Here is a 13,004-nt window from a genome sequence, read left to right as displayed (position 1 = left end):
TGTCACCTAATTTTTGCCAATAATATCCCAATCGCCATGTGCGGCAAAATCATCTTCATCAGCAGCTTCGGCACCGATAGATTCAGCGTATTTTGATGATACTTCTAGCACTAACACTGCGGTAGGATCTTCGTCATCGATATCGACATCATTCCAGCATCTTTCGATTAGTGCAGGGGTGGTTGTTCTTCTGAAGCTCGCTACAGTATCATCTATGGTTAAATCTTTTGCTTGTTCTGTGTTCATTGAAAAATCCTTTATTAGTCATGCCAGTGACGCACACTGAGCAGACGAGCAATGTTTAATAGCTTGGCAACGCTGATGTATGAATCAGCGATTTTCTGTGCCTTAATCTCTCTTTGATACACCAAAAAGCCCATCAAAAAAAGAGAGTTATGACACTCTCTTTTTTTGATGAATAAACTTGGGTTATTCGTCTTTGGGTTTTTTGGTCTCAGCCTTAGCTTTGGCTACCTTTGAGCCGGCTTTTCTGACCTCAGATTTTGGCTTGTTGTCGCCTTTGCCTGCGGTTTTTTTGATGCGAGTTTTGGCAGGTTTTGGCTGTGCTAAATTCAAAATCCCCACTTGTGGCAACAGCTGACCTGCGACATTTTCTATCATGTCTTTGTAGCTGTTGGTGCGTTTTTTGGGTTTTTTGGTGCTGTCGTCCGCTTTTGGTGTTATCGGTTGTTCGGCAGGCTGTTCGTCTTGTTTGGCTTGATGGTTTTTGTCCTCTTGGGGGTCATCAAGCCCATCAAATAAATCGGCGATTTTATTGTTGATGGTCTGTGTGACATCATCAGCTGTTTCTTTGATTTGTTCTATCGCCTTATCTATTTGGTCGAACATCTTTTGATGTTCGCTTGGACTGTCTTGCTCGGTCTGAGTAGAGATTGCCTGCTCTTGCTGGCTGTTATGCTCAGTAGGTGCTTGCTTTGCTTGTGGTGCGTCTTGAACCTTAGGCATCTGAGCTGGGGTTTGTTCAGCAGTTATGGCAGTAGTCATCAAGTCATCTTGGGCGGTGTTCTTGTCGCTTGGTTCTTGATGGTCATCAGATGTGCCGAGCGTCTCGGTGAGCTGACCTCGTGGGTCGTTGTCGGCTCGCTGAGTGGTGCGTGGCAGAGCGACTTCGGTTTTACCCTGTGGCGTGCTGATGCGTGAAGCGACGCTGGTCTGTCTGTCAAATGCTGCCAAATAGTCCTCAGGCAGTGGCACATAACCATAATTGGCGAAGCTAAACACCTCATCAGTCGTTGTACGGTGTTTGGCAACGGCATTGGTGAAGTTGGTGATGAAATCACCGCCCACATTTTGACCTAGCACACGAGTGATGAACTCGCCTGCTGTACCGCTGATGGGGGCAGTGGTCTGTAGAACTGCCATGACGACTCGTGGGTCGTTCGTTGCTTTGTCCATCTGTAGGGCAAGTTTACTGATGCGAGCGTCATGGGTGAACACGCTTCGGGCTACCTGCTTGGGCTGTGTTTGCTCAACCACTGGCTGTTTTGGCTCGTCTTGTTGAAGCGTATCATCAGTTGTTATCTTGTGATTGGCAGGGGCGTGGTCGGCTTGAGCCTGTACAGACTGTGTATCATCAGAGCTGAACTTGGCTACTGTCTCAACCACCGTCTCAACCACCGCTTTGGTCGGTGCGGTGTGGCTGTCATCATCGCTGATGTCAGCTTGGGCTTGGGTGGTGGGCTTGCTGTTATCTAAGGATAGATGAACCACTTTGCCTGCCGACTCGTTGGTTGGGATTGCTTTGATACTGACCACGACTTCATCAGGATTGCTATGTTCAGCGTGTTTTTTGGTGTGCTGTTCACTGGCTTTTTTGTGGTCTTTTTTAAGATTTCTGTTGTTCTCTGGTGTGAGCGTCTCTTCACGGACTATCTCGCCTCGTGCTTCACGGCGTGAACCGGCTTCTCTTTTTGGATAGGCTGATTCTTCTTTTTTGGGTTTTTGGTCTGTCTTGTCGGTCTTGTCTGTCTTTTGGGTTTTTAGGTCTTTGGTCTCTTCGGTTGGTGTTTCTTTTTTGGTTTTTTTGTGTCTGCTTCTACGCTCTTGGGTCTCTTCACGCTCAGCCTTGTCTTTTGTGGGTCGCTGATGTGTTTCTTTTTTTGGTGAGCTGTCTTGATTGATGATGGTTGCCACACCGCTAGCACCCAGACTGATACCACCGCCATTGACGATGGACTCAATGGCGGCGGCACTTGAGTTATTCAATGACCCTGCCAGTTTTGCTTGTGGTTTTGGGGCGAACAGGTTGGATAGCCAAGCCGCTACTTGTGGCTGTGATTGTGGTTCTGCTTGCGTCTTAGGTTGCTTGTCTTGTTTATCTGGTCTGTCGGCGGTCTTTTTGCGATGGTCTGTGTTGGTTTGGGCTTTTTGCCAACGATTTGGCACATCAGCATCGCCAGTTTCATTGTGTGCCTGCCAATTAACTTCATAGCCACGATCTTCCATCTCTTCTTCTTCGGCATTAACGATGCGTTCGTAGCTAGACGGAGCAAAGCCATCTGGGTTGAAGTGTAGGCTAAAGTTTGGACTTTCAAGATGTGCGTGTGGCAAGATGGTGATGCGTGTGCCAGAGTCTTGCTCCAGATAGACCAGACTTTCACGCTTTTCGTTCAATAAGAACGCTGCAATCTCGGTCGGCACTTCTGCTTGGATTTCGCCTGTGCGTTCTTTTAAGGAGATTTGTTCAATCTGACGCATAATGGATAGGGCAAGTGAACGCAAATCACGAATCATGCCATTGCCATGACAGCGTGGGCAGATGTAGCCTGTGGATTCTTCTAGCGATGGACGCAGACGCTGACGGCTCATCTCCATCAGACCGAATTTGGAGATTTCGGCGAACTGTACTCTGGCACGGTCATGGCGAGTTGCATCAATCAGACGCTTTTCAACATCTTTTTGGTGGCGTGGATCGTTCATGTCAATAAAATCAATAACAATCAAACCGCCCATATCTCTTAGGCGTAGCTGACGAGCAATCTCATCAGCTGCTTCTAGGTTGGTGTGATAAGCGGTCTCAGAGACATCTGAGCCTTTGGTGGATTTTGATGAGTTGATGTCAATAGAGACCATCGCTTCGGTCTGATCAATGACGATTGAGCCACCTGATGGCAGACGCACTTCACGCTGATAGGCGGTTTCTATTTGGCGTTCGATACCAAAGCGAGCAAACATTGGTTCATATTCTGTGTATTTACGCAGTTTGTCCAGTTGTGCTGGCATGACAGCAGCGATGAAGTTGGCGGCTTCATTGTAGGCGTGTTCGCTATCAATCCACACCTCGCTGATGTCATCTCGTAGATAATCACGCACGGCACGAGTAACCACACCTGCTTCTTGGTGAACCAAGCAAGGGCTTGGGCGTTTTTTGTTTTGGTCTAAAATAGAGCTCCAAATGTCTAGCAGGTGGTTTAGGTCGTTTTGTAGGTCGTCAAAACCCTTACCAAGCCCAGCGGTACGCACGATGACACTCATGCCTTTAGGAATGGATAAGCTGGCGATGATTTGCTTCATCTCTTCACGGACTTTGCCCGAGATTTGGCGACTGATACCGCCTGCCTTGCTGTTGTTTGGCATCAGTACCAGATAGCGACCGGCCAGCGAGATATAAGTGGATAGGGCAGCACCTTTATTGCCTCGCTCTTCTTTTTCAACCTGTACGATGACCTCATCGCCTTCTTTTAAGAGTTGTTTGATGTTGTCTTCACGCACATTGCCGTGTAGGTATTCTGGGGCGATTTCTCTTAGGGGTAGAAAGCCTTGACGGACCGAACCGTATTCAACAAATGCTGCTTCTAGTGATGGTTCAACACGAGTGATATGACCTTTGTAGATGTTCGCCTTTTTTTGTTCACGAGTGCGGTTTTCTAGGTCAAAATCATACAGATGATTGTCTTTGCAGAGTGCGACACGAATTTCTTCGTTGTGTGTGGCGTTGATTAAAATGCGTTTCATGATGTTCCTTAATGGTATGCTTGGGGCTGCCAAGCTAGGTTAAGCAACATCGTTTGAGTGGGTCGTTGACTGCCTGATGGCGGTCAAAAATACATTGAGTGAGTTGTGCGATTGATTTGATGGTGTATCAAAAAAATCACCTAAAAGCTGTTGTCTAAAAGTGTTGTGTTGTCTGATGAAGCCACCGCTGTTTTGAGTTTGTATTCATCATGGCGTATCAATAACGCCAATCAATGTATCAAAAAGCCCAAGTGTCATCAAAAAAAGTATGTGATGATGGCGTGCTAATTGCCATCTGGTTATCATTGCTTGCACCAATGATGTCATCAACGGTTCGTCATGCGTTGGGGTTTTCTTGGTCGGATACAGAGTTTGTCTTGTGTATCTGAGCCAACACATGGCGATGTTTTAACAACAATAAAAAAACTTACTAAACTTGCCATTTGGCAAAAACAGCCAAAGGGCGATTCACATCAAAATGATGGGTCGTCTCTCAAACGAATGTTGCGGCATGGTTGCCAAAAAATATGTATTGTCGGTTGCGGTGATGGTCAGGTCGGTGTGTCAGTCCGTTCTTGCTGCCTTGCGTTCGCTTGGCGGTTATAAAATCAGGCGTTGTGAACCGATATTTTATAAGCGATTTGACAAATCATCATAGGCAAGCGGTCTCTTTTTGTTGAGAGCTTCGCCTTTTTTTACGCAACATGCTAAACTATACCAAAAATTTACCAATTTTCCTACAAAAAAATAACCATTTTTGGCAAAAACATGAAAAAAACTCAAAATTTCACCAAAAAACCCACCAATCACCGCCCAAGTCGCCCAACCAACCAAAGTGCCGATGAGACCATCAGTGATTTTGGTCGTGTTAATTTTATTACCGTAACTGCCAACCAAGACGGTCAGCGTATTGATAATTTTTTGCTCGCTCGCTTAAAGGGTTTGCCACGCTCGCACTTATATAAACTCATCAGAGATGATGAAATCCGCATCAACAAAAAACGCTGTAAGCCACACGACCGTCTCAATGTGGGCGATGTGGTGCGTATCGCTCCCATCAGGCTTTCGGTGCGTAATGAACCTGTGGTGTCTGAGAGTTTTGCTAATGGTCTGCTAGGTAGGGTGATTTTTGAAAATGAAGGTTTGATTGTGTTGAACAAACCGCACGGCTTGGCGGTGCATGGTGGGTCTGGCGAGAGTTTTGGGGTAATTGAGGCGATGCGAGTGGCAACAGCGAAAAAATACCTAGAGCTGATTCATCGCATTGATAAAGAGACATCAGGGCTGTTATTGATTGCCAAAAAACGCAGTGTCCTAAAGGGTTTACAAGAGCATTTTCGCCAAAAAACCATCAAAAAAGACTACTTGTGTCTGGTTCATGGTACGCTGATGGGTAGTCAGCTGATTGATAAACCCCTACTAAAATACACCCTAAATAGTGGCGAACGGCGTGTCAGAGTAGATGAAGCAGGCAAGCCATCGCAGACGAGAATAGAAGTGCTGGATTGTTTTCTTATTGATGGTATGTCAGTGAGTTTGGTGAAGGCAAGCCCTTTGACAGGTCGCACCCATCAGATTCGTGTCCACATGGCAAGTATCGGTCATGCCTTGCTTGGCGATGATAAATATCAGTCCAAAAATGAGCAACAACTGGCGGAACAGGTAGGCATCAAACGCCTATGCCTGCACGCTTGGCGGATAGCCGTGCCTATGACAGAGGGTGTGCAGGTGTTTGAGGCACCATTGCCTGATGACATAAAGCACTGGGTAGGCGATGGGTTTTAGGTGGTTGTTTGTCTGTACCAATTGTTTGATTGATGACCAATATGGCAAAACGCACAAGCCAACGCACGAACTTAAGGTTTTATCGTATCGGTTATTGGCAATTTAGCGTTTGGATGATAGTATATCAATGATAAGACCAAACGGTTATAAAAAATTGAGAGTTGTTATGAAACCTGTCATGATAGATACCACCGCCCGCCATCAACAAATCGCCCAATCCATCAGTGAGGCAGAGGCACTCGTTGGTCGTGAAGAGCTAATCGGTTCAATTGACTTGGGGTCAAACAGCTTTCATCTGGCGATTGCAAGACTTGATCATGGCGAGATTCGCAAGGTTGCATCCATCTCAGAAAAAGTACAACTTGCCGCAGGTCTTGATGAGAACAATGTGCTGTCAGAAGAGGCAATGCAAAGAGGGTTTGATTGTTTGCATCGCTTCGCCCAACATTTGACCGAAATCAATCCCAATCTACTGCGTGTGGTCGCCACCAACGCCCTGCGTAAAGCAGTCAATGCCCAAGAGTTCATCAGGCGTGCCAATCAGCTACTTCCCAAGCCGATTGAGATTATCTCAGGTCGTGAAGAGGCTCGCCTTATTTATTTGGGTGTATCGCATTCTAATGCCAGTACGGATAAACGCTTAGTCATTGACATCGGCGGTGGCTCAACCGAGTTTATCATCGGTCAAGGCTTTGAGCCTATTGAGATGGAATCTTTGCAGATGGGCTGTGTGTCTTTTACCAAGAAGTTTTTTGCTGGTGGTAAAATCACCGAATCCGCCTTTGAAAAAGCGATGAAAGCCACCCAAACCGAGCTGTTACCCATAGAAAAACGCTACAAAAAAGTGGGCTGGGATAACGCCATTGCTTCATCAGGCACAGCAAAGGCAGCGTTATTGGTCTTACAAGAGTTGGGTCTTGCTGATGAGTTTATTACCCTACAGGGTATGCAAAAGCTAAAACGCCGTCTGATTAAGTTAGGACGCATTGATAAGATTGACTTTGAGGGGGTAAAAGCCCACCGCCAAGCGGTATTTCCCGCAGGTGTGGCAGAGTTGTATGCCATCATGCTAACTTTAGGCGTAGAACAGCTTGGCTATTCTGATGGGGCATTGCGTGAAGGCGTGATGTACGATATGCTCGGTCGCCTAAGCAACGAAGATGTTCGAGATCGCTCTGTGGCAGCGATGGCACAGCGATATTCGGTCAATATTAAGCAAGCAGGGCGTGTGATGGCGACCTGTGCCAGATTGTTTGATGTCGCCAAAGACGCTTTAGACTTTAGTGATGAAGACAAAGACCTATTAAGACGAACCGCCAATCTGCATGAAATCGGTCTTGCCATCGGTCATAGTCATTATCAAGAACACAGTGCTTATTTGCTTGAGTTTTCGGACATTGCAGGGTTTTCACAAGTCGGTCAAGCGATGATGGCACATATCGCTCTTAATCACAGACGCAAACTAAAATCAGAAAACCTAGAGGCTGCCGAGAATTTGGGCGGAAGAAAACTGGCTCATCTGTGCTTGATTTTACGCCTAGCCGTACAAGCAAACCAAAGCCGAACGACCAAAGCCGCCCCCATCTCCTTAAAAATACTTACCAAAAATCATTGGCAAGTAACGGTAGGAGAAGGTCTACACGAGACACTCATCTACTCACAGCTTACCCTAGATGTGGCACAGTTTGCCAAATGGGGGGTGTGTCTGGATGTGATGGCTTGCCCTAGATAATTAGGCACTGATAAAAAAAGATGCCACAAAATAAAAAATATGCTAAACTAACTAAGTTTACATTTGTTCATTGGGAATAAAAAAAGATGAGTACAGTTTGGGAAAGTGTTCAGCTTGCTCGCCATGCCAAGCGTCCGCTGTTTTTGGATTATGTATCGGCATTGTTTACAGAATTTGATGAGTTGCATGGCGATAGGGCATTTGCTGATGATAGGGCGATTTTGGGTGGGTTGGCTCGTTTTAACGGTGAACCTGTATTGGTGGTGGGTCAGCATCGTGGTCGCTCAACTCGTGAGCGTATCGCCCATAATTTTGGCATGGCAAACCCAGAAGGCTATCGCAAGATTATCCGTTTGGTACAGCTTGCCGAACGCTTTGGCTTGCCTGTATTTACTTTCATTGACACACAAGGGGCGTATCCTGGTGTGGGTGCAGAAGAGCGTGGGCAAGCAGAAGCGATTGCCAAGTCTATTGCTGTATTTAGTAGCCTAAAAACACCCATCATCGCTACGGTCATTGGTGAAGGTGGTTCGGGTGGGGCGTTGGCAATCGGTGTGGCAGATAAGGTGAATATGCTAGAAAATAGCATCTATTCGGTCATCTCGCCAGAGGGCTGTGCATCTATTTTATGGAAGACTGCCGAAAAAGCCCCTGACGCATCAGAAGCACTCAAACTAAACGCCAATAATCTACACCAGTTGGGTCTTGTTGATGAGGTCATCGCAGAAGGGGCGGGTGCACACGAATCCCCTGAGGTGGTCATGAGTGCCTTAAAAGAACTGTTGGCGTGTCAATTAACACAGTTGTCAGCTTTGCCGACCGATGAGCTGTTAGAAAAACGCTACCAAAGGTTGATGGCATTTGATTCTTCTGTATCTTTGTAGTGATGAATAAATTTATCTATCAAATTTACCCCAAAAAGGCTAGAATATCGCATTCTGGTCTTTTTTTTTGTGCAGTATGTTGGATAAACTTTCGGATGCTTTTGGGGAGTGCCGTGATTTTTTGGCACATCGGCGGTGCTATCTTGCTTGCAGTGGTGGGCGAGATTCGTTGGCGTTGGCATTCGCTTGCAAACTGCTGTATGAGCAAGGCAAGATTGATTCTTTGCCCACCATTTTACATATCCATCATGGTTGGCAGTGTGCCAATGATGACTGGTCGAAGTTGGTGGCGGATTGGGCGGTGGATAATGGTTTTGATTGCCATGTACAACGCATTAGCTTAACGCACGCCAACGAGACCAATGCCAGAGAGTGCCGTTATCAAGCGATGCTTTATGTGATGAATGATGGCGATGTGCTGATGTTGGGACATCATGCAGTCGATCAAGCAGAGACTTTACTCATGCGTCTGATTGATGGGGCAGGCGTGCGTGGACTGTCTGCGATGCGTACTTGGCAAAAAAAACATGATGGGCATAAGGCGGTGTGGTTATGGCGACCGTTATTACATACTGACCGAAAGAGTATCAGTCGTTTTGCCAAAGAATGCCAGTTGCCATATGTTGATGACCCAACAAATACTGACGATGCCCATGTGCGTGGCAAACTGCGTAACCATGTGCTACCCATATTTGAACAGATTAACCCAAAGATGATACAAAACATTGCCCGCAGTAGTCAGTTGCTAGCAGATGCAGATGATATGGTGCAGATGCTCATTGATGATAAACTGTCTGAGTGCAATATCAAACAGCTTGGCTGTCGCTCTAATGTTCAAGTATTGTCGGTTGATAAAGTTGTTCGGTTGCCTAAGTCTGTGCAGTCAGCACTCATTCATCGTTGGCTAGCAGTGGGTGAGCCTGTGCCACCTGCTCATCGGCTGATTCATGATATACTGCAACTGATTCATAGACAAGACACCAATCATCAGACTCGACTGTTTTGGCAGGGTGTGTCTGCTTATGTCATCTGTTATTATCAAGGGTATTTATATCGCTATCGTCAGCCGGTTTGGGATTGTTTGATGTTGCCTGCCCAGTCTTGCAATGGTCTGATTTCATCAGGTAAAGTGGTACTAAAAACATTGGCTGATGTATCACTTGTATGGCAAGTTCCTGATGGGTTGCACGGCGTGCCATTACAAGTGGTGGCTTGGGATAGGCAGATGAGCATACCTTTTGGGGGTAGACAACTGTCTGGCAAAAAATTCATGCAGACGCTTGGACTGGCTGCATGGCTAAGACAAAGTGTGTGGGTGGTTTATGCGACAGGTCGCCCTGTATTGCTTGTGAGTGTCAATAGGGCGTGGAGACTTGATACAGCAAGCGAGATGGCAGGCGTGGGTGCTTACTTTGCGTGATGGACGCAGATGGTGTACAATGATGTCATTTAGATACATTGGAAATAACATGAGCATCTTATCAGCAAAAAAAATCACCTTCATCGGTGGTGGCAATATGGCAAATGCCATCATTGATGGACTGCTAAAACTAAAACAGGACAAAGGGTTAGATTTTCAGATTGCCGTATCCGACCGCAATGAGCCAAAAAGAGTCTCTTTTGTTGCCAAAGGTGTGCAGGCGGTCAGCCCTGACGATGTCAATGAAGTTGTGTCTGATGCTGATGTGGTGGTTTTGTCGGTCAAGCCACAAGGGATGCAAGGGGTCTGTCAAGAGCTTATCCCCCATCTGTCAGGTCAGTTGGTGCTGTCGGTAGCGGCAGGTCTGACGGTGGATACGCTGTGTGCGTGGCTGGGCGGTCATCAAAGAGTGGTGCGTAGTATGCCAAACTTGCCATCAGCCATCGGTCTTGGGGCGACAGGAATGTATGCAAAAGCAGATGTTAGCGAGTCGGACAAGGCGGTAGCAGACGCCATCATGAGTGCATCTGGTCTTGTGGCTTGGCTTGATGATGAAGCACTGATGCACGCAGTAACAGCGGCGGCAGGCTCTGCCCCTGCCTACTTTTTTTATATCCTAGAACACATGATTGATAAGGCGGTCGAGCTTGGTCTTGGTACTGATGACGCAAAGGCACTTGTCATTCAAAGCCTTATCGGTGCAGGCGAGCTTGCTAGACATAATAACCCTAAGACCTTGCGTGAGCAGGTAACCTCAAAAGGCGGTACGACCGCAGCAGCTTTGGCTGTCTTTGGCGAGCGTGATGTCGGCGAAGTCATTCGGGCAGGAATGCAAGCGTGTGTTGACCGCAGCATAGAACTTGGCAAGCCGTCAGCTTAGCCTTTGACCATTTCATCTATACAGACAGACAGTTATGAACACGCCACTTTATATTATTGTTAATATGCTCATCAACTTTGCGTTGCTGGTATTATTCATTCGCTTTATGTTTGGGTTTGCCGAGATTGAAGCGAGCAACCCCTACGCCCAAGCCATCAAGCGCATGACAGGTATCGTAGATACGCTATCAAGGGCTGTGCCGAATGTGGGAGCAGGTCGCATCAGTCTTGCTGCTATTTTGCTCATGCTGATGCTGTATTGGCTCAATTTGGCGGCGAATGCGTTCATTCTTGAACGACCCATCAATGAGATTACGCTGTTTTTTGCAGGGACGCTACAGGCGATTATTAAGTTTTTATCAATGATGCGTTATATCATCATCGGTTCTGTGGTGGCGAGTTGGGCGATTATGCTGTTTAATGCCAACCATCCGGTCATACACATTGCCATGCAATTATCCGAACCCATCATCGCTCCCTTTCGCCGTATCATGCCGAGTCTGGGTATGATTGATTTATCGTCCATCGCTGCGTTATTTGCATTCATCTTGGCAGAAGATTTTATTGGTATTATTGGGCACAACATTTTATCTAGAATGTGATATTTGGGCAGGTCTGACGGTGTTTTTTGCTGTGGCGATTGACCTATTTTTACCATTTTTATTTTTAACTTATTTTTTAGTATTTTAAGTAGCTTGTATCATGACAGTCCAATCCATTCATCAATCAGTCATTGCCAGTAAGCAGGGCAAGGCAAAAATCTCCACACCAAGACTTCCCATCGCTCTTGCCATGCTATTATCGCTTGTGGCGGGGTTGGTATTTAGTTTTTCGCTTGCTCCGTATTATCTGTGGCCACTTGCCATTTTTTCTGTCATGGGGGTATATGCCTTGCTCATCAATGAGATGAGCACTCGCCGAGCGTTTTGGATTGGGCAGGCGTATGGTTTTGGTGTGTGGGTGGTTGGTGCGTCATGGTTGTACAACTCTATTCATGAGTATGGTAATGTACCAGCGTGGGCGGCGGCGGTGATGATTGGGCTGATGGCACTGATTATGGGGCTGTTTCATGCGGTATCTGCTTGCGTATTTGTGCGTTTTTTGGGTCGTCAGCCACTTGCATTTGCGTCATTGTGGGTGGTACAAGAATGGCTAAAAACATGGGTGCTTTCAGGCTTTCCTTGGCTGTTTGTGGGATATGCCTTTACTGAGCAGTCGTGGATTTCTGGTATTGCCCCTGTGCTTGGTGTCTTTGGTATCAGCTTTGTGGTGGTGCTGTTTGCCGCATCGGTGGTTGAGTTATTTTACCAAAAAGTTGGATTTTTAGTGCTGTCAATACTTGCCATATTGGTAGGTTTTGTGCTTCAGTCGGTGGATTGGGTTGAGCCTGATGGCAGAACGCTGTCCGTGTCTTTGGTGCAAGGCAATATCTCTCAAGATATGAAATGGCTCACTGACTATCAAACACAGACGCTTGAGATTTATGACAATCTCACAAAGAGCGAGTGGGGGCGTGATGTGGTGGTATGGCCTGAGGTAGCAATTCCGATGTTTCATGATGAAGCCATGCCATTTTTGCAAGACATGGCAAAACAAGCTCATGACAGCCAGTCAAGTTGGATAACAGGACTGCTTTACCGAGACCTAAAGGGTTATGATGAGAATAAACACGCCTATCCACCGATTTACAACAGTGTGGCAGCGATTGATGCTACTGGCGATAGTCTTTACAGGAAACAACAGCTTGTACCATTTGGCGAGTATATTCCATTTGAAGGAATGCTAAATATCCTACCAAATCTGGATAATATGCAAGGCTTGATGAGCATTAGTCGTGGTCATGCCAATCAATCGCCATTGGCAGTGAAAGACCACACCATTGGTGCGGCGATTTGTTATGAGGTCGCCTATCCTGATACCACACGCCATAATGCAAAAAATGCCGATGTGCTAGTAACGGTTTCAAATGATGCGTGGTTTGGCACGACAGCAGGACCTTGGCAGCACCTACAAATAGTGCAGATGCGTAGCCTTGAGACAGGACGATATTTTATGCGTGCTACCAACACAGGTGTAACTGCCATCATCAATCACAAAGGTGGTATTGACGCCATTGTACCGCAGTTTGAGCGTACGGTATTGCGTGGCGAAGTGCCAAGTCTAATAGGTGTGACGCCATTTGTACGCTTTGGTAGTTATCCGATATTGGCACTGGCTTTATTGTTGATTGTATTTAGCTTTGTGGCAAGAAAAAGCAGTATATCAAGCAGCCGCACCCAAAGATATTATACCGCCAAAGGCGTGCGTGATTGATTTTTGGGCTATTTAG

At 46.5% G+C, this 13,004-nt stretch carries 10 protein-coding genes and 1 pseudogene; 9 read left to right on the top strand and 2 right to left on the bottom strand.

From position 1 onward, the window contains the following. Positions 1 to 6: 6 nt before the first annotated feature. Together LU276_RS08750 and LU276_RS08745 are read right to left on the bottom strand one after the other, a co-directional pair. On the bottom strand, positions 7 to 246 hold the full coding sequence (locus tag LU276_RS08750) for a hypothetical protein (protein WP_284673455.1): 240 nt from the start codon (positions 244 to 246) through the stop codon (positions 7 to 9). Positions 247 to 429: 183 nt separating this feature from the next. Continuing rightward, positions 430 to 3,975: an Rne/Rng family ribonuclease gene (locus LU276_RS08745; protein ID WP_284673454.1), complete on the bottom strand. Its 3,546-nt coding sequence runs from the start codon at positions 3,973 to 3,975 to the stop codon at positions 430 to 432. Positions 3,976 to 4,208: 233 nt separating this feature from the next. On the opposite strand from LU276_RS08745, the gene LU276_RS08740 reads away from it, so the two are divergent. From LU276_RS08740 to lnt, 9 genes and pseudogenes are all read left to right on the top strand, one after another. Then, positions 4,209 to 4,364 (top strand): hypothetical protein, encoded by a 156-nt coding sequence (locus LU276_RS08740; RefSeq protein ID WP_284673453.1) that lies wholly within the window; start codon positions 4,209 to 4,211, stop codon positions 4,362 to 4,364. Between the two features lie 89 nt (positions 4,365 to 4,453). Beyond that, positions 4,454 to 4,633, top strand: a complete 180-nt coding sequence (locus LU276_RS08735; RefSeq protein WP_284673452.1) for a hypothetical protein — start codon at positions 4,454 to 4,456, stop codon at positions 4,631 to 4,633. Positions 4,634 to 4,679: 46 nt separating this feature from the next. Then, positions 4,680 to 5,760 (top strand): annotated as a pseudogene (locus LU276_RS08730) (RluA family pseudouridine synthase). 178 nt (positions 5,761 to 5,938) lie between these two features. After that, positions 5,939 to 7,492, top strand: coding sequence for an exopolyphosphatase (ppx, locus tag LU276_RS08725; protein WP_418001265.1), 1,554 nt, complete (start codon positions 5,939 to 5,941; stop codon positions 7,490 to 7,492). A gap of 86 nt (positions 7,493 to 7,578) precedes the next feature. Next, positions 7,579 to 8,376: an acetyl-CoA carboxylase carboxyltransferase subunit alpha gene (locus LU276_RS08720; protein WP_284673449.1), complete on the top strand. Its 798-nt coding sequence runs from the start codon at positions 7,579 to 7,581 to the stop codon at positions 8,374 to 8,376. A 76-nt stretch (positions 8,377 to 8,452) separates the two neighbouring features. Continuing rightward, the gene (tilS, locus tag LU276_RS08715) at positions 8,453 to 9,796 is read left to right on the top strand and encodes a tRNA lysidine(34) synthetase TilS (RefSeq protein WP_284673448.1); all 1,344 of its coding nucleotides are present in this window, start codon (positions 8,453 to 8,455) and stop codon (positions 9,794 to 9,796) included. Positions 9,797 to 9,845: 49 nt separating this feature from the next. Further along, positions 9,846 to 10,676, top strand: a complete 831-nt coding sequence (proC, locus tag LU276_RS08710) for a pyrroline-5-carboxylate reductase (protein ID WP_284673447.1) — start codon at positions 9,846 to 9,848, stop codon at positions 10,674 to 10,676. Positions 10,677 to 10,710: 34 nt separating this feature from the next. Next, the gene (locus tag LU276_RS08705) at positions 10,711 to 11,277 is read left to right on the top strand and encodes a YggT family protein (protein WP_284673446.1); all 567 of its coding nucleotides are present in this window, start codon (positions 10,711 to 10,713) and stop codon (positions 11,275 to 11,277) included. A gap of 100 nt (positions 11,278 to 11,377) precedes the next feature. Further along, positions 11,378 to 12,988, top strand: a complete 1,611-nt coding sequence (gene lnt, locus LU276_RS08700) for an apolipoprotein N-acyltransferase (RefSeq protein ID WP_284673445.1) — start codon at positions 11,378 to 11,380, stop codon at positions 12,986 to 12,988. The last annotated feature ends 16 nt before the right edge of the window (positions 12,989 to 13,004 follow it).

The organism is Moraxella haemolytica, from assembly GCF_030177935.1.
Classification (GTDB): domain Bacteria; phylum Pseudomonadota; class Gammaproteobacteria; order Pseudomonadales; family Moraxellaceae; genus Moraxella; species Moraxella haemolytica.
Note: the sequence above shows the minus strand (reverse complement) of the source record. Positions and strands in the feature narration are given on the sequence as shown.

What these genes read in the sequence shown, in the direction of transcription:
- LU276_RS08750 (WP_284673455.1), bottom strand. Translation starts at nt 246, where the DNA reads ATGAACACAGAACAAGCAAAAGATTTAACCATAGATGATACTGTAGCG.
- LU276_RS08745 (WP_284673454.1), bottom strand. Translation starts at nt 3,975, where the DNA reads ATGAAACGCATTTTAATCAACGCCACACACAACGAAGAAATTCGTGTC.
- LU276_RS08740 (WP_284673453.1), top strand. Translation starts at nt 4,209, where the DNA reads ATGTATCAAAAAGCCCAAGTGTCATCAAAAAAAGTATGTGATGATGGC.
- LU276_RS08735 (WP_284673452.1), top strand. Translation starts at nt 4,454, where the DNA reads ATGATGGGTCGTCTCTCAAACGAATGTTGCGGCATGGTTGCCAAAAAA.
- ppx (WP_418001265.1), top strand. Translation starts at nt 5,939, where the DNA reads ATGATAGATACCACCGCCCGCCATCAACAAATCGCCCAATCCATCAGT.
- LU276_RS08720 (WP_284673449.1), top strand. Translation starts at nt 7,579, where the DNA reads ATGAGTACAGTTTGGGAAAGTGTTCAGCTTGCTCGCCATGCCAAGCGT.
- tilS (WP_284673448.1), top strand. Translation starts at nt 8,453, where the DNA reads ATGTTGGATAAACTTTCGGATGCTTTTGGGGAGTGCCGTGATTTTTTG.
- proC (WP_284673447.1), top strand. Translation starts at nt 9,846, where the DNA reads ATGAGCATCTTATCAGCAAAAAAAATCACCTTCATCGGTGGTGGCAAT.
- LU276_RS08705 (WP_284673446.1), top strand. Translation starts at nt 10,711, where the DNA reads ATGAACACGCCACTTTATATTATTGTTAATATGCTCATCAACTTTGCG.
- lnt (WP_284673445.1), top strand. Translation starts at nt 11,378, where the DNA reads ATGACAGTCCAATCCATTCATCAATCAGTCATTGCCAGTAAGCAGGGC.